Annotated in this window: 21 protein-coding genes; 13 read left to right on the forward strand and 8 right to left on the reverse strand. The window is 70.1% G+C overall.

From position 1 onward, the window contains the following. Window positions 1-53: 53 nt before the first annotated feature. Both OG718_RS30130 and OG718_RS30135 read left to right on the forward strand, forming a co-directional pair. The gene (locus OG718_RS30130) at window positions 54-1,586 is read left to right on the forward strand and encodes a substrate-binding domain-containing protein (RefSeq protein WP_328845676.1); all 1,533 of its coding nucleotides are present in this window, start codon (window positions 54-56) and stop codon (window positions 1,584-1,586) included. A 73-nt stretch (window positions 1,587-1,659) separates the two neighbouring features. Beyond that, window positions 1,660-3,171, forward strand: coding sequence for a M20/M25/M40 family metallo-hydrolase (locus OG718_RS30135; protein WP_328845677.1), 1,512 nt, complete (start codon window positions 1,660-1,662; stop codon window positions 3,169-3,171). Window positions 3,172-3,395: 224 nt separating this feature from the next. Here OG718_RS30135 and OG718_RS30140 read toward each other — a convergent pair whose 3' ends face one another. After that, window positions 3,396-4,259 (reverse strand): SLATT domain-containing protein, encoded by an 864-nt coding sequence (locus tag OG718_RS30140; protein WP_260695386.1) that lies wholly within the window; start codon window positions 4,257-4,259, stop codon window positions 3,396-3,398. A 326-nt stretch (window positions 4,260-4,585) separates the two neighbouring features. Here OG718_RS30140 and OG718_RS30145 point away from each other — a divergent pair, with 326 nt between their 5' ends. The 3 genes from OG718_RS30145 (at window position 4,586) to OG718_RS30155 (ending at window position 6,431) form a co-directional block, all read left to right on the forward strand. Continuing rightward, window positions 4,586-4,927, forward strand: coding sequence for a YbaB/EbfC family nucleoid-associated protein (locus tag OG718_RS30145; protein WP_079053092.1), 342 nt, complete (start codon window positions 4,586-4,588; stop codon window positions 4,925-4,927). A 122-nt stretch (window positions 4,928-5,049) separates the two neighbouring features. Next, window positions 5,050-5,649, forward strand: coding sequence for a recombination mediator RecR (recR, locus tag OG718_RS30150; RefSeq protein WP_055613476.1), 600 nt, complete (start codon window positions 5,050-5,052; stop codon window positions 5,647-5,649). 122 nt (window positions 5,650-5,771) lie between these two features. Then, window positions 5,772-6,431, forward strand: coding sequence for a DUF5063 domain-containing protein (locus tag OG718_RS30155; protein ID WP_143640224.1), 660 nt, complete (start codon window positions 5,772-5,774; stop codon window positions 6,429-6,431). Between the two features lie 44 nt (window positions 6,432-6,475). On the opposite strand, the gene OG718_RS30160 is transcribed toward OG718_RS30155, so the two are convergent. Further along, window positions 6,476-6,886 carry a hypothetical protein gene (locus tag OG718_RS30160; protein WP_373466222.1) on the reverse strand — a complete coding sequence of 137 codons (411 nt, stop codon included), beginning with the start codon at window positions 6,884-6,886 and terminating at the stop codon, window positions 6,476-6,478. Window positions 6,887-6,970: 84 nt separating this feature from the next. Between OG718_RS30160 and OG718_RS30165 the strand changes: the two genes are divergently transcribed. After that, entirely contained in the window at window positions 6,971-7,783 is an 813-nt protein-coding gene (locus tag OG718_RS30165) for a helix-turn-helix domain-containing protein (RefSeq protein ID WP_328845678.1), read from the forward strand. Next, window positions 7,780-7,983, forward strand: coding sequence for a DUF397 domain-containing protein (locus OG718_RS30170; RefSeq protein WP_328845679.1), 204 nt, complete (start codon window positions 7,780-7,782; stop codon window positions 7,981-7,983). The genes OG718_RS30165 and OG718_RS30170 overlap by 4 nt, the downstream gene beginning before the upstream one ends. Here the strand turns inward: OG718_RS30170 and OG718_RS30175 are convergent. Next, complete coding sequence (locus OG718_RS30175; protein WP_143640229.1) at window positions 7,949-8,680, reverse strand: sulfite exporter TauE/SafE family protein; 732 nt, start codon at window positions 8,678-8,680, stop codon at window positions 7,949-7,951. The two genes, OG718_RS30170 and OG718_RS30175, sit on opposite strands and share 35 nt — an antisense overlap. A 204-nt stretch (window positions 8,681-8,884) precedes the next feature. Between OG718_RS30175 and OG718_RS30180 the strand changes: the two genes are divergently transcribed. Then, window positions 8,885-9,409, forward strand: coding sequence for an SgcJ/EcaC family oxidoreductase (locus tag OG718_RS30180; protein WP_143640231.1), 525 nt, complete (start codon window positions 8,885-8,887; stop codon window positions 9,407-9,409). On the opposite strand, the gene OG718_RS30185 is transcribed toward OG718_RS30180, so the two are convergent. Further along, entirely contained in the window at window positions 9,372-10,751 is a 1,380-nt protein-coding gene (locus tag OG718_RS30185; RefSeq protein ID WP_143640233.1) for a sensor histidine kinase, read from the reverse strand. The two genes, OG718_RS30180 and OG718_RS30185, sit on opposite strands and share 38 nt — an antisense overlap. Continuing rightward, on the reverse strand, window positions 10,748-11,476 hold the full coding sequence (locus OG718_RS30190; protein ID WP_143640235.1) for a response regulator transcription factor: 729 nt from the start codon (window positions 11,474-11,476) through the stop codon (window positions 10,748-10,750). Before OG718_RS30190 ends, OG718_RS30185 begins: the two co-directional genes overlap by 4 nt. 286 nt (window positions 11,477-11,762) lie before the next feature. On the opposite strand from OG718_RS30190, the gene OG718_RS30195 reads away from it, so the two are divergent. The 4 genes from OG718_RS30195 (at window position 11,763) to OG718_RS30210 (ending at window position 16,521) form a co-directional block, all read left to right on the forward strand. After that, window positions 11,763-13,037, forward strand: coding sequence for an aspartate kinase (locus tag OG718_RS30195; RefSeq protein WP_143640237.1), 1,275 nt, complete (start codon window positions 11,763-11,765; stop codon window positions 13,035-13,037). Then, the gene (locus OG718_RS30200) at window positions 13,037-14,125 is read left to right on the forward strand and encodes an aspartate-semialdehyde dehydrogenase (protein WP_143640238.1); all 1,089 of its coding nucleotides are present in this window, start codon (window positions 13,037-13,039) and stop codon (window positions 14,123-14,125) included. The genes OG718_RS30195 and OG718_RS30200 overlap by 1 nt, the downstream gene beginning before the upstream one ends. A gap of 411 nt (window positions 14,126-14,536) precedes the next feature. Beyond that, complete coding sequence (locus OG718_RS30205; RefSeq protein ID WP_143640240.1) at window positions 14,537-15,205, forward strand: SigE family RNA polymerase sigma factor; 669 nt, start codon at window positions 14,537-14,539, stop codon at window positions 15,203-15,205. After that, window positions 15,202-16,521, forward strand: a complete 1,320-nt coding sequence (locus OG718_RS30210) for a hypothetical protein (RefSeq protein ID WP_143640242.1) — start codon at window positions 15,202-15,204, stop codon at window positions 16,519-16,521. The genes OG718_RS30205 and OG718_RS30210 overlap by 4 nt, the downstream gene beginning before the upstream one ends. Before the next feature lie 236 nt (window positions 16,522-16,757). Here the strand turns inward: OG718_RS30210 and OG718_RS30215 are convergent, their stop codons facing one another. Together OG718_RS30215 and OG718_RS30220 are read right to left on the reverse strand one after the other, a co-directional pair. Next, window positions 16,758-17,618: an SURF1 family protein gene (locus OG718_RS30215; RefSeq protein WP_328845680.1), complete on the reverse strand. Its 861-nt coding sequence runs from the start codon at window positions 17,616-17,618 to the stop codon at window positions 16,758-16,760. 94 nt (window positions 17,619-17,712) lie between these two features. Then, window positions 17,713-19,572: a S9 family peptidase gene (locus OG718_RS30220; RefSeq protein ID WP_328845681.1), complete on the reverse strand. Its 1,860-nt coding sequence runs from the start codon at window positions 19,570-19,572 to the stop codon at window positions 17,713-17,715. Window positions 19,573-19,722: 150 nt separating this feature from the next. Here OG718_RS30220 and OG718_RS30225 point away from each other — a divergent pair, with 150 nt between their 5' ends. Continuing rightward, on the forward strand, window positions 19,723-20,106 hold the full coding sequence (locus OG718_RS30225; protein ID WP_143640248.1) for a nuclear transport factor 2 family protein: 384 nt from the start codon (window positions 19,723-19,725) through the stop codon (window positions 20,104-20,106). Here the strand turns inward: OG718_RS30225 and OG718_RS30230 are convergent. Continuing rightward, window positions 20,100-20,462 carry a DUF6191 domain-containing protein gene (locus tag OG718_RS30230; RefSeq protein ID WP_328845682.1) on the reverse strand — a complete coding sequence of 121 codons (363 nt, stop codon included), beginning with the start codon at window positions 20,460-20,462 and terminating at the stop codon, window positions 20,100-20,102. The two genes, OG718_RS30225 and OG718_RS30230, sit on opposite strands and share 7 nt — an antisense overlap. Window positions 20,463-20,488: the final 26 nt, after the last annotated feature.

Below are 20,488 nucleotides of genomic sequence, written 5' to 3' on the forward strand. Positions count from 1 at the left end.
CCCGCCCGTACAGTGTCCGAACCGTCGGACTCCGGGAGTGGTGGGGGCACCCAGTGGAGTGGCTGAGCGCAGAGAACGTGGTGGCCGTGGGCACGGCGGTCGTCGGCATCGTGGCCTCGGGAATCATGGTCTGGTACGAGCGCCGGGTGCCGCGCCGCAAACGCATCGGCTACCGCGTACAGATGGACAACCCGATAGGGGACGACGTCCGGCTCGGCAGGGCCAACGTGCGGCTCGGGCTGTTCGACGAGGCACCGGGCATGGCGGACGCGACCCTCGTCCTCCTCCGGATCGAGAACGACGGCTCGCAGAGCATCGCCGACATGGACTACACGGGACGTGAACTCCACGGTCTGACCGCGGTGTTCACGGACCGCACCATCCGCGGGGTGTCGGTCACGCAGCCGTCCGACACCGACCATCTGATGGACCACTTCACCCCGTCGAACGGCCTCGGCTACCAGGACAACACCCTGCGCATCCCGCGCGTCCCGCTCAACCGCGGGGAGCACTTCAAGCTTCTGGTGCTGCTGTCGGGCGGTGACGTGGGCAGCGGGATACGGCTCATCGGCGGTATCCGCGACGGCGAGGTGCACCCCAACCGCAGTGCGACACCGGACGAGAAGCCGCCGCTGTTCAGCAGACCCTCGCGGCTGATCACCGGGATGCTCACGCTGTGCGTCCTCGCGCTCGCCGTCATCGTGGTCGCCCGCGACGACACCCCGCCGCCGATCGGCTGCGAGCAGGGCGAGTTGACGGTCACCGGGTCCACGGCGTTCGAGCCGGTGATGCGCGAGCTGGCGGACAAGTACGAGAAGGACTGCGAGGGTTCGACGATCGAGGTGGACGCGCACGGCTCCACCGCAGGAGTCCAGCAACTCGCCGCCCAGGGAGCCAAGTCCAAGGGCGGCTCCCCGCCGGTGATCGCCCTCTCCGACGGCCCCAAGCCGAGCGGGCTGCAGCAGCTGCGCGAGACCCGCGTCGCCGTCTCGGTCTTCGTGCTGGTCGCCCACGAGGGCCTGCCGGTGAAGAACCTCTCCACCAGGGACGTACGCCGCCTCTACAGCGACCGGATCAGCAACTGGAAGCAGCTCGGCGGCCCCGACCTGCCCGTGCGTCTGGTCAGCCGCGACGCCAACTCCGGTACGCGCAAGGTCTTCCAGAGCCATGTCCTCGAACGCAACGAGGGCGCCAACACCTCCTCCGACTGCGAGAACAAGGACTACCCGACCGCTCCCGTCATCCGCTGCGAACTCTTCTCCACCGACCAGGTGCTGGGCACGGTCGCACGCGTCCCCGGCGCCATCGGCTACAGCGAGCTCAACCTCGCCACCGGCTACCAGGGCGTGCACCGGGTCACCCTCGACGGCCACGACCCGTCGGTCGAGGAGATCGAACACGGCAACAGCGAGTACCCGTACCGCGAGATCGAGTACGCGTACACGTACGGCGAGCCGCCCGCCGACTCGCTCGTCTCCAGCTTCCTCACGTACATCAGCCGGGGGAGCGGCCAGGACGTGGTCCGCACGCACGGTCATCTGCCGTGCTCGACGCCGGTGGGGCAGAAGATCTGCGCCGAGGGGTAGCCCGACGGGCCGCGGGCACCGGGTGACGGCAGGGACCCTTGTGTGCGCCGGACACGCGCACAACCATGGATCCATGTCACCCACCCCCACCTCATCCCCCACCCCACCCCCCGTCCCGCACATACAGCCCAGCAGAAGAACCGTCCTGGCCGCGACGGCGGCCGCCGGAGCCGTCACGGTGGGGCCGTCCGCGGCGCCCGCGGCGTCCGCTCCGGCCATGCCGACGGCCGAGTTGGTGGACACGCCCGCGAGGCCCGCGACGCCGGCCGAGGCCGCGAAGCCGGGCCCGCGCCCGCCGGCCACTGCGCAGCCACCGTCCCGTGAGCTGCGCGCCCTGCTGAAGGAGATCGACCCGGACCGCATCGAGGCGACGGTCCGCAAGCTCGTCTCCTTCGGCACCCGGCACACCCTCTCCACCCAGGACGACCCGGACCGTGGCATCGGCGCGGCCCGTGACTGGATCCTCGCGGAGATGCGCTCGTACGCCGCCGGGTCCGGCGGCCGGATGACGGCCGAACTCCAGTCGTACGTCCAGGAACCCGCGTCCCGCATCCCGACCGCGACCCGCATCACGAACGTGGTCGCGACGCTTCGGGGCTCGGTCACACCGGAGCGGGTGTACGTCGTCTCGGGCCACTACGACTCCCGTGTCACCGACGTCATGGACGCCACCTCGGACGCCCCGGGCGCGGACGACGACGCGTCGGGCGTGGCCGTGGCGATGGAACTGGCGCGGGTGATGGCGAAGCGCCGCCCGGCGTCGACGATCGTGTTCGCGGCCGTCGCGGGGGAGGAGCAGGGGCTGTACGGGGCCGCGCACATGGCGTCCCGGTTCAAGGCGGCCGGCACGGACGTCCAGGCCATGTTCACGAACGACATCGTGGGCAGTTCGAAGGCGGACGACGGGACGAAGGACCCGTACACGATCCGTCTCTTCGCCGAGGGTGTGCCCACGTCCGAGACCGCGGAGCAGGCGGCGACGCGCCGTTCGGTTGGCGGCGAGAACGACTCCCCGTCACGGCAGTTGGCGCGCTTCGTGCGCGAGACGGCGGACAACTCGGCGACGGGTATGCACGTACGGGTCGTCTATCGCCGTGACCGGTACCGCCGGGGCGGTGACCACATCCCCTTCCTCGAACAGGGCTACGCGGCCGCCCGATTCACCGAGCCGGCCGAGGACTTCGCCCATCAGCACCAGGACGTGCGGGAGGAGGGCGGCAAGCAGTACGGGGACCTGCCTGAGTTCTGCGACTTCCCCTTCACGGCCCGGGTCGCCCGGGTCAACGCGGCGGCGCTCTGGACCCTGGCCCAGGCTCCGGCGGCGCCTCGCGAGGCGCGGATCCAGACAGCCGCGCTCACGAACTCCACCGAGCTGACGTGGAAGCGTGGTTCCGAGCCCGACCTGGTGGGCTACGAGGTCGTCTGGCGCGAGACCACGGCTCCCGAGTGGACCCACGTCATCCCGGTCGGCGACGTGACCTCCCACGAGGTGGATCTGTCCAAGGACAACGTCTTCTTCGGGGTGAGGGGGGTCAACCGAGCGGGGTTGCGGGGACCGGTGGCGTTCCCGCTGCCGCAGGTATAGGGCGTTCTTCGCCCCCGCCGCCCCTACCCATTCCCGTCCCCTGGGGCTCCGCCCCAGACCCCGTGGGGGTGCGATTCGGGGTGCGGGTGCGTTGTGGCTTGTCGCGCAGTTCCCCGCGCCCCTGAAAGGGGCGCGGGGAACTGCGCAGTCTTTTGGGGGTTCGGGGGCGGAGCCCCCGAGTTAGTGACGGGAATGGGTAGGGGCGGCGGGGGCGAAAAAAGGCCCTACCGGGGCTCGGGCGGGCGCTGGCGCGGCATGTTCGGGCGGGTGCCCGGGGGGAGCGGGGGCCGTCCAGGCGGAGCCGAGTCGGCGCGCGCGCCCCCACCCCCGCCCGCCTGGATGGCCAGCGGCCCCGCCCCGGTCCGAAACTCGACCATCCAGTCCGCGGTCTCCGCCCGCACAAGCTCAGTCATGTCCTCGGAGAACCGCCGAAGCACACCAAGGCATCGCTCCGCGGCCTCCCCCGCAGTCCCCTCGGTGGGCCCGAGAACCTCCCGCACACACTCGGACGCCCAGTCGAACTGAAGCAGCTGCAACCGCCGCTGCACGGCCTGAGCCGTGGCCACATCCCTTATCCACCCGGCCGTCACCCCGAAGAAACGGTCCCCCGCCACACAGGCGACCCCGACCAGCATCCCCAGATACCCCCAGACGGCACCCCCGCCCACCACCCCCGTGACATCGAGCAGAGGCAACGCGGCCCCGGCCAGAGCCCCCACCGCGGCCCCCGCGCGCAACGCCCGCGCACCCCGCCGTTTCCACACCCGCTCGGCGAGATACCAGGACGCCGTGGTCAGCGCCCCCGCCTCCACCCACCGGTACAGCTCGTGGAGCCGCTCGGCCGGCTCCCCCCAGTCCCCGAGCGGGAACGTACGCCCCATGAGATCGCTGGGCCTCGGCCCGCCGGGCGGCCCGAGTGCGCCCCGGCCGGGAACACCGCGTCTGGGACCGCTCCGTCCGGGCCCTCCGGGACCGCCGGAGCCGCCGGGCCCGAACCCTCCCGGCCTCAGGCCACCGGCCCGCGCACCATCACCCCGACCGTCCCCGTCCTGGGCCGACCCCTCGGGCTGCATGTCCGGCTGGCTCACCCGACGCTCCCTACTCGTGACGTTGCGTGACGGTAACGTGGCGCAAGGTTCACGAGATGCTGCTGCGCCGCACCCTTACTACCTCCCAATGGGTGGCGATGGACCCGGTTTCGGGGGTTTTCCGCTCGGACGTGGGCCTTGATCAGGTATAGGCCAATCCCCTGTCTCACTCGAAAGAGTGCTGGGGCGACGGCACGGTAGACCACGTAGGCTCGTGCCAAGGCGGGAAAACCCCGCCGGACAGCCGTACTCAAGCGGTACGGACGGTCGTGCTCACGGCCGTCCCGAAAGCCGTACTCACAGCCGTACGAAACCAGGAGCTGATCGTGATTCCCGGTGGTGGCCAGCCCAATATGCAGCAGCTGCTCCAGCAGGCCCAGAAGATGCAGCAGGACCTCGCGAACGCGCAGGAGGAGCTGGCGCGGACGGAGGTCGAAGGACAGGCGGGCGGCGGCCTGGTGAAGGCGACGGTGACGGGTTCGGGCGAGCTGCGTGGCCTGGTCATCGACCCCAAGGCCGTGGACCCCGAGGACACCGAGACCCTCGCCGACCTGATCGTCGCGGCGGTCCAGGCGGCCAACGAGAACGCCCAGACCCTCCAGCAGCAGAAGCTCGGCCCGCTGGCCCAGGGACTGGGTGGCGGCGGCATCCCCGGCCTGCCGTTTTAAGTCAACCCGGCGGTCCCTTCTAAGACGGCCGACCGCCAACTACCGTACGTACCAAGTGGGCAAGCACGACTACGGTACGTACCGAGCCAGCTGAAGAACGAGCAGGGACAGGAAGGCAATCCGTGTACGAAGGCGTGGTCCAGGACCTCATCGACGAACTGGGGCGGCTCCCCGGCGTCGGTCCCAAGAGCGCGCAGCGGATCGCCTTCCACATCCTCCAGGCGGAGCCGACGGACGTGCGCCGTCTCGCTCAGTGCCTGATGGAGGTCAAGGCGAAGGTCCGCTTCTGTGCCACCTGCGGGAACGTGGCGCAGGAGGAGCTGTGCAACATCTGCCGCGACCCGCGCCGCGACCTCACGGTCATCTGCGTGGTCGAGGAGCCCAAGGACGTCGTCGCCATCGAGCGGACGCGCGAGTTCCGGGGCAAGTACCACGTCCTGGGCGGCGCGATCAGCCCGATCGAGGGCGTGGGCCCCGACGATCTGCGCATAAGGGAACTGCTCGCGCGCCTGGCGGACGGCACGGTCACGGAGCTCATCCTGGCCACGGACCCGAACCTGGAGGGCGAGGCCACGGCCACGTACCTCGCCCGCATGATCAAGCCCATGGGCCTCAGGGTCACCCGCCTCGCCAGCGGGCTGCCGGTGGGCGGTGACCTCGAGTACGCCGACGAGGTCACTCTGGGCCGCGCCTTCGAGGGAAGGCGGCTGCTGGATGTCTGAACGAGTGGTTGGCGCACGAGATGTGCGAGATGCGCGAAATGTACGAGACACACGGGACGAAGCTCTTCTCGACGTCCTTGTCGATGCTCCTGTCGATGTTCTTGAGGAAGGCCGGCTTCTAGATGTCTGACGCCACGCTGCACGCGACCGCTCAGGACCCCGATGACTTCGCGGTCCAGATCGCCGACCAGGTCGAGAGCTTCCTCGTAGCGGTCACAGAGGTCGCCAAGGGCGACGAGCCGGACTCGGCGGTCCCCTTCCTCCTCCTGGAGGTCTCCCAGCTCCTGCTGGCCGGCGGCCGCCTGGGCGCGCACGAGGACATCGTCCCGGACGAGCGCTACGAGCCCGACCTGGGCCCCGAGCCGGACGTCGACGATCTCCGCGAGCGCCTCGCGGAGATGCTCGACCCCGTCGATGTCTACTCCGAGGTCTTCGACCCGTACGAGCCCCGTAAGCCTCCGGTCCCGGCCCGTATCTCGGACGACCTGGCCGACGTCATGACGGACCTCCGTCACGGCATGGCCCACTACCGGGCGGGCCGCACCACCGAGGCCATGTGGTGGTGGCAGTTCTCGTACTTCTCCAACTGGGGCTCGACGGCCTCGGCGACACTGCGGGCTCTGCAGTCCCTGGTCGCCCATGTCCGCCTCAACCAGCCCCTGGAGGAACTGGACGGCCTCGACACCGACCAGGACCTCAGCGAGGACGCCCTCGCGGAGGCGGCCGGCAAGGTGATGGCGGAGGAGATCGCGGGCCCGCTGGGCCTGCGCGAGGTCAAGTAGCCCCGGCCCGACGGGCAAGCCGCTGCGGCCTTCGCACAGCGCACTCACGCGCAGCGAGGGCCGAGCGTCGCGTGCAGTCGGTCCGGGTCCACGTACGGTGTGGTCGGCGTCGGTTCGCTGTACCACTGCAACGGCCAGGTGTTGCCGTCCAGCGCCGGAATCCCGATGTACGTGACCGTGCGGCTCCCGGCCCCGCCGAACCGCTGCACCCCCAACGGCCACGTGTGTGCCCTCGCGGCTCCCGGCGCGAGCAGGAAGTACATCCACCGGAACCCGACCGCCTCGCAGACGACGGGCCCCGCGTCGCCGTCCGCCGCCTCGACGAGGTCCGCGGCGACCTGCTCCCCGCGTACGCCCTGGACACGGATCGTGTCGAAGTGGATGCCGGACAGGCGGAGTTGGTGGCCGGCGAGGGGGACCCACTCGGGGCGGTAGTGGGGGATTGCGTTCGTCATGGTCACACGGTGGCGGTCGCATGGCTACGCTCGGTAGTGACCGAGGGGATACACGCCGGGGTGTATCAGTCGGAGGTGGCCGCAGTGTCAGTCCAGTACAACGCCTCTACGCCGTCGCCGCTCAACTGGCGATACAGCGGCAACCAGCTGAAACGCTGGCGCACCAAGGCGAACGTGACCCGCGAGGAGCTGGCCGCCGCCGCCAACTACTCCCCGGACACCATCAAGTCCATGGAGCAGGGCGTACGCATGCCGACGCCGCGCGTCCTGGACGCGGCGGACGAGTTGTGTCATGCGGAGGGGTTGCTGAGCGCGGCCAAGGACTATGTGAAGAGGGAGCCGTTTCCGGCTCGGGCGCAGGACTTCATGCTGTACGAGCGGGAAGCGGTCAGCCTCTGGTCGTACGAAACACTGCTGGTCCCCGGCCTGTTGCAGACGAAGGCCTATGCGACGGGGCTGATCGGCAACTTCAGCCCGCCCCTCGACGAGGAGACGGTCGAGGAGCGAGTCGCGGCGAGGATGGAGCGCCAGGAACTTCTCACCCGCAAGCCACCGGTGGCCTGCAGTTATGTGCTGCACGAGGCGGTGCTACGCGGCTGTCAGGTGGACCGGGAACAGTTGCTCCACCTCCTGGAACTGGGGAAGCGCAACAACGTCACGATCCAGGTGCTCCCGTTCGGCCTGGCCATCCCCGCCGCGCTCGGCGGCCCCATGGTGATGCTGGAGACGCACGACCACGAGCGCTTCGCTTACTCGACAGGCCAGTCGGTGAGCCAGTTCACGTCCGACCCAGGCGTGGTCAGCGCTCACATCGAGCGGCTTAGCATGATCCGCACCGTGGCTCTCGGCCCTGCCGAGTCGGCCGGTTTCATCGAGCGGATGGTGGACGCCCCATGAGCGAGCAACTGACGTGGTTCAAGTCCAGCCACAGCGACGCCGAGGGCGACAACTGCGTGTCAGTCGCCCTCACCCCCACCACAACCCACATACGTGACACCAAACTGGCCACCGAAAGCCCCGAGTTGAAGGTACGGGCCTCCGCCTGGTCCGCCTTCATCCGCTCTACAACCCCCACAGCCCCTTCCCCAAAGTCGTGACCCCGCCCACCAACGCCAGCAGCAGCACCAGCAGGCGGGCCTGTTTCTCCGGCACCCGTCCCGCGAGCCACCTGCCGATCGACCCGCCCAGCACCATCCCCGCCACCACCAACCCCCACTCCGGCGGGCCGAGTTGCGGCACCCCATTGGCGGCGACCGAGAACGCGTTCACCACCACCCCGTAGAACAGCGCGTTGGGGACGAACTCCCGTACTGTCCAGCCCGCGTTGAGGGCGTACAGGGATATCGGTGGGCCGCCGACGCCCGCAGCCGAGTTCATGAAGCCGCCGACCGCGCCGGCGGCCACCGCGCCGCCGCTGCCGCGCAGGGCCGGTACCCGTGCGCCCCGCATCACGAGGAGGACGGCGACCGTCACCAGGGCGCCCATGAAGGCCAGCAGGACGGGCTCGGGGAGCCGGCGGGCCAGCCAGGTGCCCAGGGGGACCGTGCAGGCCGCCGCGACGCACAGCGGCACCATCGCGCGCAGCCGGACCTCGCGCAGGCCGCCCGCGAGGCCGACCACGCAGATGGCGCCCGAGACGCAGTTGGCGAGGACGACACCCTGCGCCGGACCGAGCAGCAGTACCAGCGCGGGCACGGCGACGAGCGCGAAGCCCATGCCGGTGAGCCACTGCACACAGGAACCGAGCAGCACGATGCCGCTCAGCAGCAAGCCGGCCTCCCAGCCACCTGTCATGGACAGCCCTCCCCGGGACGACCGGAACATGCCCGCCACCCAGCCAGGAGTCGACGCAGTCCCGCTCCCACCTGCTGGTTTTCCCGAATTGTATGAACCTTGGCCGTGTGCTGCACCTGCGCTGCACGGGGCCTAACCGGTGTGAAGCGAAGGTTGGATCACTCCCCCAGGGGAGCAAGTCCACCCCACCACACAGGAGTTGTGATGAAGCGTCACATACGGACCCGCGCAGCGATCGTCACCGTCGCCCTCGTGGCCGCCGGAGCCGTCACCGTCGGTGTCAGCCAGGCGGCGCCGGAGCACAAGTCGAAGCCGGAGGCGAGCCAGGCGGCCGCGAAGCCGACCAAGAAGCAGATCGCCGCGCTGTTCGACGGCTGGAACAAGGCCCTGCAGACCGGGGACTCGAAGAAGGTCGCCGACAGATACGCCAAGGACGCCGTACTCCTGCCCACCGCCTCGCCCAAGATCCGTACGAACCACGCCGAGATCGTCGACTACTTCGACCACTTCCTGCTGAACAAGCCCAAGGGCACGAAGATCAAGTCCGTGATCAACGTCCTGGACAGCAACTCGGCGATCGACGCGGGGCTGTACGTCTTCAACCTGACCGACCCGAAGACCGGTGAGAAGAAGGACGTCGAGGCCCGCTACACGTACGAGTACGAGAAGCGCGGTGGCAAGTGGCTGATCGTCAACCACCACTCCTCGGTGCTGCCCGCCGCAAGCTGAACCGGACGCACAGCCCTCCACCAGGGGCGTCCCGCAGCGCCACCGCACCGCCGTCGTCCGTGACCAGCTGCTTGACGATGGCCAGGCCGAGCCCCGAGCCGGCCCGGCCCGTCAGGCCCTGGCCGCGCCAGAAGCGGTCGAAGGCGCGGGACTTCTCCGCGTCGGACATGCCGGGCCCCTGGTCCAGCACCGACAGCACCACCTCGTCGGGACGGGACGACACCTCCACGGTGATCGTCCCGCCGTCCGGCGAGACCTCCAGAGCATTCGACAGAACGTTGTCCAGAACCTGGTCCAGATGACCGGGACTGGCCAGCACAAGCGGCCGGCCGCCGGCAACTCCCCCCAGAGCGATGGTGACTCCGCGCTCGTCGGCGGCCGGTCTCCACACCGAGAAGCGCTCCTCGATCACGTCGTGCAGCGACAGCGGTTCGGCCGCGGACACCTTCGCCTCCGCGCGCGCGAGCACCAGCAGCCCGTTCACCAGACGGCTCATCCGGACCACCTCGGAGGTCGCCTGCTCCACGTCCTCCCGTACGAACTCGTCGTCGGTCCCGTCCGCGATGTTGTCCAGGGAGAGGCGCAGTGCCGTCAGCGGCGTACGCAGTTGGTGGGAGGCGTCGGCGACGAAGATCCGCTGGGCGGCGACCAGGCTGTCGAGGCGTTCGCCGGCCGAGTTGAGCGTGCGGGCCAGCTGCTGGGTCTCGTGCGGGCCCTCCACCGGCGAGCGTGCCGTCAGATCGCCGTCGCTGAACCGGGTCGCCATGTCGTTGAGCTGGCGGAGCGGGCGGGTGAGGCGGCGGGCCACGAAGGCGCCGATGAAGGCGGCCACGGCCAGCACGCTGACCGCGAGTATGGCCCGGAAGCCCCAGATGCTCCACAGCCGGCCGCTGAGGTCGGAGGTCGCGTACTTGATGCGTACCGCGCCCACGATCCGGTCCTTGTCGTCCGCGGACTCGGCGGGCACGGTCACCACGAGGTGCCGGCCCCAGACCCAGGACGATCCCCAGTCGACCGTCGGCTCGTGGTCCTTCAGGGCTCGCGTGATCGCCTTGTCGTCCGCGGGGAGGGGGAGCGAGGCCACCGCCGTACCGCTGGAGTCGATCACCTGGACCGTGCCGGGGGTGTCCTTGGAATAGGCCCCGGCCATCCGCGCGAGCGCCTGCTGTGAGGACGCGTCCCCCTCGCCCAGCAGCAGCGCCATGGTGGTGGCCTCGCGTTCCACCGACTCCTCGGTGTCCCCGCGCAGCTGCGCGGTCAGCGTGAAGGCCACCGGCACGGTGAAGGCGGCCAGCGCGACCGCCACCAGAAGTACGTAACTGACGATCAGCTGCCGGATCATGAGGCGGCGTCACCCTTGTCGCCGCTGCCCAAGGAGCCGCCGTCGCCCCGGTCGCCGTCCTTGTCGATCTCCAGGCGGAAGCCGACCCCGCGGACCGCCTCGATCGTGATCGCGCCCGCCAACTTCCGCCGCAGCGCCGCCACATGGACGTCCAGCGTCTTGGTCGGCCCGAACCAGTTCGCGTCCCAGACCGCTTCCATGATCTGTTCGCGCGACATCAGCGCGCCCGGCTCCTCGGTGAGGAAGGCCAGCAGGTCGTACTCCTTGGGCGCGAGGGCGACCTCCTCGCCGTCCAGCCGGACACGGGCCGCCTTGCGGTCGACGGTCAGCCTGGACCCGTACCGGTCGGGGCCCGCCGCCGCGGCCGTACGCGGCTGGGCGCGCCGCATCACCGCCCTTATCCGCGCGATGACCTCGCGCACCCCGAAGGGCTTGGTGACGTAGTCGTCGGCGCCCAGCTCCAGCCCGACCACCCGGTCCGTCTCGTCGCTGCGCGCGCTGATCACGATGATCGGCACGTCACCGCGCCCGCGCAGTGCCTTGCAGACGTCCAGACCGTCGGTGTCGGGCAGACCGAGATCGAGCAGTACGACGTCGTACGGGTCCTCGTGGGCCAGGGCGTCACCGCCCGTGGCGACCCACGCCACCTCGAAGCCGTAACGCAGCAGCCCGCGCCGGAGCGACTGGGCTACCGGCTCGTCGTCTTCCACCAGGAGTACGCGCACAAGCGGAACCCTAATGCTTGAAATTTAACGCGACGGCTCGTGAGTGTGACGCGGCGCACTTTCCGAGTGAGGTGCGCCCGGGCAGGGCAGATGCGGTCCTGGAGCGGCCGGAGGGCCGGCCGACGGGAGCCGACCGATCGGACGACCGAAAGCCGGACGGGCCCGGGTGATCAACTCGTGAGCGGGACATCTCACGATGCGATATCGCCGGGGTGGAATTCGGCCGCTCGTTAGACTGAGCCGACCGCAGTCGTGCGGTACGAGACGGATTGAGCGAGGAGCGCACGTGGGCCTTGTCGTGCAGAAGTACGGAGGCTCCTCCGTAGCCGATGCCGAGGGCATCAAGCGTGTCGCCAAGCGGATCGTCGACGCCAAGAAGAACGGCCATCAGGTCGTTGTCGTGGTGTCGGCGATGGGTGACACGACGGATGAGCTGATCGATCTCGCCGAGCAGGTATCCCCGATTCCTGCCGGGCGTGAGTTCGACATGCTGCTGACCGCAGGAGAGCGGATCTCCATGGCCCTGCTGGCGATGGCGATCAAAAACCTGGGCCACGAGGCCCAGAGCTTCACCGGCAGCCAGGCAGGCGTGATCACCGACTCCGTCCACAATAAAGCGCGCATCATCGATGTCACGCCCGGCCGCATCAGGACCGCGCTGGACGAGGGCAACATCGCCATTGTCGCCGGGTTCCAGGGCGTGAGCCAGGACAAGAAGGACATCACCACGCTGGGGCGAGGCGGGTCCGACACGACCGCCGTCGCCCTTGCCGCCGCCCTCGACGCCGAGGTCTGCGAGATCTACACGGACGTCGACGGTGTGTTCACCGCCGACCCGCGCGTGGTGAAGAAGGCCCGGAAGATCGACTGGATCTCCTCCGAGGACATGCTGGAGCTCGCGGCCTCCGGCTCCAAGGTGCTGCTGCACCGCTGCGTCGAGTACGCACGCCGTTACAACATCCCGATCCACGTCCGCTCGTCCTTCTCGGGACTGCCGGGCACCTGGGTCAGCAACGAGAATCCGCAAGGGGACGCGCAGGTGGAGCACGCCATCATCTCCGGAGTCGCGCACGACATCTCCGAAGCCAAGATCACGGTCGTCGGCGTCCCGGACAAGCCGGGCGAGGCCGCGGTGATCTTCCGCGCCATCGCGGACGCCCAGATCAACATCGACATGATCGTGCAGAACGTGTCGGCGGCCTCCACGGGCCTCACCGACATCTCCTTCACCCTCCCCAAGACCGAGGGCCACAAGGCCATCGACGCCCTGGAGAAGGCGAAGGGCGCGATCGGCTTCGACTCGCTGCGCTACGACGACCAGATCGGCAAGATCTCGCTGGTCGGCGCGGGGATGAAGACCAATCCGGGCGTCACCGCCTCGTTCTTCCAGGCGCTGTCCGACGCGGGCGTCAACATCGAGCTGATCTCGACCTCCGAGATCCGCATCTCGGTGGTGACCCGCCAGGACGACGTCAACGAGGCCGTGCGCGCCGTGCACAGCGCCTTCGGGCTCGACTCCGACAGCGACGAGGCAGTCGTCTACGGAGGCACCGGCCGCTGATGGCCAGGACTGTGGGACCCGGGACCGTGCGACCCGGGTCCGTAGGGCCGACGCTCGCGGTCGTGGGAGCGACCGGGGCCGTCGGCACTGTCATGCTCCAGATCCTGTCCCAGCACGCGGACATCTGGGGCGAGATCCGCCTCATCGCCTCCCCGCGCTCGGCCGGCCGCAAGCTGGCCGTGCGCGGCGAGCAGGTCGAGGTGGTGGCCCTGACGGAGGAGGCCTTCGACGGGGTCGACGTCGCCATGTTCGACGTACCCGACGAGGTCGCCGAGCGCTGGGCGCCGCTGGCCGCGTCCAAGGGTGCGATCGTCGTCGACAACTCCGGCGCCTTCCGGATGGACCCCGAGGTGCCGCTGGTGGTGCCGGAGGTCAATCCGCACGCCGCCCGTGTGCGGCCGCGCGGCATCATCGCGAACCCCAACTGCACCACCCTGTCCATGATCGTGGCCCTGGGCGCGCTGCACGCCGAGTTCGGTCTGCGCGAGCTGGTGGTCTCCTCGTACCAGGCGGTGAGCGGGGCCGGGCGCCGCGGTGTCGACACCCTGCGCCAGCAGCTGTCGCTCGTCGCCGGTACGGAACTGGGGACGACCCCCGGTGACGTACGCAGGGCGGTGGGGGACAACACGGGCCCCTTCCCGGAGCCGGTGGCGCTCAACGTGGTGCCGTGGGCCGGGACCGTGCGGGAGGACGGCTGGTCCTCGGAGGAGATGAAGGTGCGGGACGAGTCCCGCAAGATCCTCGGACTGCCGAACCTGCCCGTCGCCGTCACGTGCGTACGTGTGCCGGTCGTCACCACGCACTCGCTGACCGTCCACGCCCGCTTCCAGGGCGAGGTGACGGTGGACCGGGCGAGGGAGATCCTCGCCACAGCACCCGGCGTCGTGCTCTTCGACAATCCGGCGGCGGGCGAGTTCCCGACGCCGGTCGACGTGGTGGGCACGGATCCCACCTGGGTGGGACGGGTGCGGCGGGCGCTCGACGATCCGACGGCGCTGGAGCTCTTCGTGTGCGGGGACAATCTGCGCAAGGGGGCCGCGCTGAACACGGCCCAGATCGCGGAGCTGGTGGCGGCCGAGCTGGGCTGAGTGTGAATCGGTGTCGCGGCTGCCCCTGTGTCGTCGCGCGCGCCTCTGTGCCATGTCACAGCGCTGCGAACGGCTTCCGGCCGGAAATTTTCTGGTCGAAAGTTGAATCGTTTGTAGGATCTGTGTGACTTTCATGGTCGGATGATGGTCCGGACCACTTGAATCGAGGCTTCTGACGATCGAGGCTTCTGGCGTTCGAAGATTTTCCTCCCCGTTCTCCGCAACCGCGCGGAGGGCGGGGAGCGTCTTTGCGGTCGCCCTTCAGGGGCGTACGGACGCCACGTTCATATGGGGCATAGGGGATGAGCTTTTACGTATGAGGGCACTTGACGCACAGTCCGGCGTGCAGCCTGACGCAAAAGTGATGCCTGCCGCGTACAACCCCAACGGGGGGACGCGTGTCCAACTGGCGTGGCTGAGGTACTCGAATTCACTGCGGCGGCGCGGGGCACGACCCTGCGCCCGCCCCGCCGACCCCGCATGTCCGGCGCGTCCGGCGGCGGCATGCCGGTGATCGCCCCCATGCCCGCAGCGCGGCCGACCCGCATACCGAACCAGCGCGAGGGCGCCGACGAAACCCTGGCGGCCGGCACGACCGTCGACCATCTCACCGAGACCTATCGCGCCCACTACAGATCGCTCCTCGGTCTCGCGGCGCTTCTCCTCGACGACACCGCCTCCTGCGAGGACGTCGTCCAGGAGGCCTTCATCCGGGTGCACTCGGCGCGCAAGCGCGTGCGTGACAAGGAGAAGACGCTCGCCTATCTGCGGCAGACCGTCGTCAACCTCTCGCGCTCGGCCCTGCGCCGGCGCATCCTCGGTCTGAAGCTCCTCTCCAAGCCGATGCCCGACATGGCGAGCGCGGAGGAGGGGGCGTACGACCTGCTGGAGCGCGACGCCCTGATCAAGGCGATGAAGGGGCTCCAGAGGCGCCAGCGCGAGGTCCTCGTCCTTCGGTACTTCGCGGACATGACCGAGGCGCAGGTCGCGGAGACACTCGGTATCTCGCTTGGGTCGGTGAAGGCGTACGGTTCGCGCGGTATCGCGGCGCTCCGTGTCGCCATGGAGGCGCCGGCATGAGCGCGGAAGACGAGCGGGCACGCCATGATGAGTACGGTCGCGGTAACGGCGACGACAACGAGCATGACCAGCACGCTGGGAACGGAATTGTGAATCACGGCCCCTCGGGAAACACGGGCCCGGAAGAATCGGGTGTCTCGGACACGGACGGCCGCTCGGCGGACCGCCCGGCGGGTGCTTCGCCGCGCTCGTCGAGCCCTTCGGACGAGCCGGACCGGTCGGCCCCTTCCACCCGGTCGGCCCCTTCGGCCCACTCGGACACGGAGGCCGCGGACACGGAGTCGGGAGACGCGGGCGGATTCGGCCCCGACATCCCCGCTCCGGGAGCGCTCGGGTCCGACGAACTGGCCCTGCGGCGGCTCCTGCACCAGGCCGTCGAGGAGATCGAGCCGACCGACGGCACACTGGACCATCTGCGGCGCGCGGTACCGGCCAGGCGGGCGCGCAAGCGCCAGGCCGTCGTCGGCATGGCGGCCGCCGCACTCTTCATCGGCACGGCCGTCCCGGCCCTCATCCATGTCTCGAACTCCACCGGCCCCAACGCCGACCCGTCCATCGCGGCCAACGCCTCACAGACCCAGGGCGGCGCGAACGAGGGCAAGCAGGCCGGCACGGGGGGCGGCTCCGGCGGCTCCTCGGGCAAGGACAACGGCAAGGACAAGGACGACAAGAAGGACGAGCCCGACAAGGGCAAGGGGTCCAGCAGCGGCACCACCGGCACCGAGCCGTCGGCCTCCGCCGCGAACGTGCCCGCCTGTACGTCCCTGCAGCTCGGCAGCGCCTCCGGGAGCGCCGGCTCGCCCGACGCCGGCGGCGCGGTCTACGGCTCCTTCCGGGTCACCAACGTCTCCGGCTCCAGCTGCACGGTCTCCGGTGACGGCTCGGTCGCCCTGTCCGCCGTGGGCGCGGCGAGCCAGTCCGCGATCGGCACGGCCCTCCACGCCACGGGTGACGCGGCGGCCGGGCTGCCCGACCAGTCCACGTACGCCGCCGCGCTGGTGCTCCAGCCGGGCTCGGCGTACGAGGTCGCGTTCGCCTGGGTGCCGTCGAGCACCTGTCCGACCACCGGTGGCAGCACCGGCGGGGAGCCCTCGCCCGACCCGACGCCGACCGGCAGCACCGGCGGCGACAGCGGCGGTACGACCTCGGAGGGCACCAGCGGCGTGAGCTCGCAGCTCATGAAGGAGGACGGGACCGCCGACGGAAGCGTCGTCGTCTCCTACTCGGCGGAGGGCGGCGGCCCGACGGTCTCCACGACCGTCTCCAACGCCTGCGCCGGGACGGTCTACCGGACCGGGGTGCTGGCCGGGTCCTGAGGCCCTGAGGCCCTGAGGTCCGGAGATTCCTTGCGGTCCTGGGGTCGTTCGCCGGGTGCGGGTGCGGGTGCGGGTGCGGGTGCGGGTGCGGGTGCGTTGTGGCTGGTCGCGCAGTTCCCCGCGCCCCTAAAAGATTGCGCCGTTCCCAGCATCCCCAAGAAGGACTTCCTGAGGTCCGGTTGGGGGGGCTGGGGCTGTGCGATGGCCGGTCGATCGACGGGGCCGGTTGATTCGGGTCAGGCCGTCGGAGAGGCCGACACCTTCGTGCTGTCGGCGGTGACGACGGTGTCACTGCCCTCTCCGTCCCCGTCCTGGACCGGGGGAGCGCCCTCGCCGTCGCCCTCGACAAGGCCCAGCTCCGCGTCCTGCGCGAACTCCACCTCGCGCCGGATCAGCCGGAACCACATGAAGACCACGAAGCCCGCGAAGACGAACCACTCGCCGGTGTAGCCCAGGTTCTGGAACGCCTTCAGGTCCAGGCCCGTGTCCGCCGGAGCAGCCGCGGGCACCGCCTTCATCCCCGCGTCGGCCTTGGCGAGAGTGACCCAGGCGTCGTACACGTCGTACGGCACGAGGTTCACCAGCGCCGCCGAGCTGATCGCGCCGGTCTGGCCGGAGGGGAGACCACCGGCCGCGGGCACGCCGTTCGAACCGGGTGTCTCCGACGCCTGCAGCGCGCCGGTCACGGTGACCTCACCGGCCGGAGCGGCAGGAGCCTTCGCGGGGTCCGCGTCTCCGGGGAGCCAGCCCCGGACCACCGGCAGTGCCCTGCCGTCGTCGGTGCGCAGCAACGTCAGAACGTAGAAACCGCGCTTGTCGGCCAGCTCCCGGTCCGGCACGAGCAACTGCTTCCCGTACCGGCCCTTCGCCGTGGTCTGTTTGCCCGACGTCTTCTTGTCCACGGGCAGCAGCTCGGCGAGCGGCCTGGCCGGATCGGTCTTGGCCGCGGTGGCCTGCTCGCCCGCGTCACGGTGGTCCTGGACGCGGTCCTCGAACCGGCTCAACTGCCATGACCCCATGAAGATGCAGAAGGGGATGGCCAACAGCACGAAGACGTTGATCCCCCACCAGCGGGGCGTCAGCAGGAACCGGTACACAACCTCAAAGGTACGGGGCCCTCGCGGAGGGCTCGGCCGAGGGGGTGCCTCTCGGCCGAGCCGCCCCGCAAGGGGACCCGGTGCGCTCATGCGCTCACGTGCCCAGGTGGCGCTCCGCGAAGTCCAGCTCCAGACGGACCTGCTTGATCCGCTCGTCCACGACCAGCGAACCGTGCCCCGCGTCATAGCGGTACACCTCGTGGACGGCGTCGCGCGCGGCGAGCCTGGTCACGTAGTTCTCGACCTGACGGATCGGGCAGCGCGGGTCGTTGACCCCGGCGGAGATGTAGACCGGGGCCTTCACCGCGTCGACGTACGTCAGAGGGGACGACGCCTCGAAGCGCTCCGGGACCTCCTCCGGTGTGCCGCCGAGCAGCGTGCGGTCCATCGCCTTCAGGGCCTCCATCTCGTCGTGGTACGCCGTGACGTAGTCCGCGACCGGTACCGCGGCGATGCCGAGCGCCCACGCCTCGGGCTGCATACCGACACCGAGCAGTGTGAGATAGCCGCCCCAGGAGCCGCCGGTGAGGATCAGCCGGTCCGGGTCGGCGAGACCGGACGAGACCGCCCACTCCCGTACGGCCGCGATGTCCTCCAGCTCGATCAGGCCGACGCGGTGCTTGAGCGCGTCCGTCCACTCTCGCCCGTAGCCCGTGGAGCCGCGGTAGTTGACCCGGACCACCATGTACCCGTGGTCCACCCAGGCCGCCGGGCCCGCCGCGAACGAGTCGCTGTCGTGCCAGGTCGGGCCGCCGTGGATGTCGAAGACGGTCGGCAGCGGACCCGTCGCCCCGGCCGGCCGCTGAACGAGGGCGTGGATACGGCCGCCGGGACCGGTCACCCACTCGTCCTGGACGGACACCGACGCCGGGGCCTTCATACCGGGCGGGTCGAGGACGACCTCGCCGGACGTCGAGCGGACCACCGGCGGCTCGGCGGCCGACGACCACAGGTACTCCACGCTGCCGTCCGGGCGGGCCGTCGCTCCCGACACCGTGCCCTTCGGCGTCGGCACCTGCTCCAGGCCGCGGGTCGCCAGGTCGTACCGCCACAGCTCGCTGCGCGCCTCGAAGCTGTTCACCACGAGCAGCGCGGAACCGTCCGGATACCACTCGGCGCTCAGGTCGCCGTCCAGGCGGGCGGCCAGCGCCAGGTCCGTCTCCTCACCGGACGCCGCGTCCCACACCATCGGCTCCCAGCGGCCGCGCCGCTGATGCCCGACGAGCAGCCGGGTGTCCCCGTCGACCGGGGCGAAGCCGAGCACCTCCAGGCCGAGCTCGGCCGTGCCGCCCTTGGTGTCGTCGAGCTCCGCGACCGCCGAGCCGTCCATCCGCAGCACCCGCACCGCCGAGTGCATCGCGTCACCGTGCTCGGTGTGCTCGATCGCGATCAGCGATCCGTCGTGCGAGAGATCGCCGACACCCGCCGACTCGCGGTGCCGGTAGACCTCGACGGGGTTCTCGCCGGTGCGGCTGACATAGATCGTCGAGCCGTCCTCGTCGGTCGACCGGCCGACGATCGCCGTCCGCCCGTCCCGGCCGAGCGCGAGCCCAGCGGGATAGGAGGGGTCGAGCCCGGGAGCCGCGGGCTCGTCGGGAACGGGCGAGCCGTCCTCGCCGCCCTCGCCGCGCTTGCCGCCGGACCCGGCGAACGGCTGGCGTCGCCAGATCCCGAACTCGTCGCCGTCCTTGTCGTCGAACCACCAGATCCACTTGCCGTCCGGCGACATGACGCCGTCCGTCGTCCCGTTGGGCCGGTCCGTGACCTGGCGCTGGTCACCCGTTTCGCGGTCCCACGCGTACAACTCGTACGTCCCTGTCGCGTTCGACACGAACAAGGACCGGTGCGGCGCGTCCTCCGCCCAGTCCGGCAAGGACACCCGCGGCGCCCGGAAGCGCTTCTCCCAGTCCGGCATGCTTCCCTCGTGCGGGACGGACCCGTTGCTCTCAGTCATGGCCCCATACTGCCCGCACTGGACGACAATGCGCTCCCGGGGTCCTCAGCCTGTGGAAAACTCCGCGGACCGAGCCCGTCACGGCAGGGGCAATGTCCGGGTCCGTGCAGGTCAGGGCCGATTGTCAGTGGCCGGGTGCACCATGGCGCCATGACCTCGTCGAACGATCTGCGCAAGACAGTGGAGACCTTCTGGGCCACGGCCGAGGAGAGGAACTGGACGGCGTTCGCGGGCACCCTCGCGGAGGACGTCGTCTACACCCTTCCCCAGACGCGCGAGCGCGTCAGCGGGCGGGAGAGGTATGTCGAGTTCAACCGCGAGTATCCCGGCGACTGGCATCTGCGGATCGAGCGCATAGTCGCCGAGCCCGGCCAGGTCGTCACCTGGCTCCACTTCACGGTGGGCCTGGACGAGATGTACGGGATCTCGTTCTTCACGGGTGACGCGGAGGGCCGCGTGCTGACGATCACGGACTTCTGGCCCGAGCCGTACGAACCCCCGGTGGGACGGGAGCACTTGGTGGAGCGCTACTGAGGCGAGCGGTCTCCGCTGTTCCGGGCGCGGGCTCGGGTTCCGTCCGGCGTCCGTATCACCACCACCGCTGTCCCGCCGTCCAGGTCGACGCGTGTCCGGTGCGGGGGCGCGCCGTCCTCCTCGTCGTCCCGGAGCACGAGGGCGGACTGCCGCTCGTTGAGTTCGTGCTGCTTGCCGGGTGACAGCGCGCCGTGCAACTGCTCGAAGCCGGTGGCCGACACCTGACCGGCCCGCGCCCCGTTGCGCCAGGGCAGCACCCCGGCCCGCCCGGCCCGCAACATCAACTGATCGACGAACGCGATGACCGTCAGCAGGATGACCAGCCCGGGGAGGGAGGCGAACACGGCGAATTCCATCGGCCCATTGTGGGGCGGGGCGCGCC

Source organism: Streptomyces sp. NBC_00258, assembly GCF_036182465.1.
Classification (GTDB): Bacteria; Actinomycetota; Actinomycetes; order Streptomycetales; family Streptomycetaceae; genus Streptomyces.

Coding starts and splice junctions, on each gene's coding strand:
- OG718_RS30135 (WP_328845677.1), top strand. CDS start 1,660: ATGTCACCCACCCCCACCTCATCCCCCACCCCACCCCCCGTCCCGCAC.
- OG718_RS30155 (WP_143640224.1), top strand. CDS start 5,772: ATGTCTGACGCCACGCTGCACGCGACCGCTCAGGACCCCGATGACTTC.
- OG718_RS30160 (WP_373466222.1), bottom strand. CDS start 6,886: ATGACGAACGCAATCCCCCACTACCGCCCCGAGTGGGTCCCCCTCGCC.
- OG718_RS30170 (WP_328845679.1), top strand. CDS start 7,780: ATGAGCGAGCAACTGACGTGGTTCAAGTCCAGCCACAGCGACGCCGAG.
- OG718_RS30175 (WP_143640229.1), bottom strand. CDS start 8,680: ATGACAGGTGGCTGGGAGGCCGGCTTGCTGCTGAGCGGCATCGTGCTG.
- OG718_RS30180 (WP_143640231.1), top strand. CDS start 8,885: ATGAAGCGTCACATACGGACCCGCGCAGCGATCGTCACCGTCGCCCTC.
- OG718_RS30185 (WP_143640233.1), bottom strand. CDS start 10,751: ATGATCCGGCAGCTGATCGTCAGTTACGTACTTCTGGTGGCGGTCGCG.
- OG718_RS30200 (WP_143640238.1), top strand. CDS start 13,037: ATGGCCAGGACTGTGGGACCCGGGACCGTGCGACCCGGGTCCGTAGGG.
- OG718_RS30210 (WP_143640242.1), top strand. CDS start 15,202: ATGAGCGCGGAAGACGAGCGGGCACGCCATGATGAGTACGGTCGCGGT.
- OG718_RS30220 (WP_328845681.1), bottom strand. CDS start 19,572: ATGACTGAGAGCAACGGGTCCGTCCCGCACGAGGGAAGCATGCCGGAC.
- OG718_RS30225 (WP_143640248.1), top strand. CDS start 19,723: ATGACCTCGTCGAACGATCTGCGCAAGACAGTGGAGACCTTCTGGGCC.
- OG718_RS30230 (WP_328845682.1), bottom strand. CDS start 20,462: ATGGAATTCGCCGTGTTCGCCTCCCTCCCCGGGCTGGTCATCCTGCTG.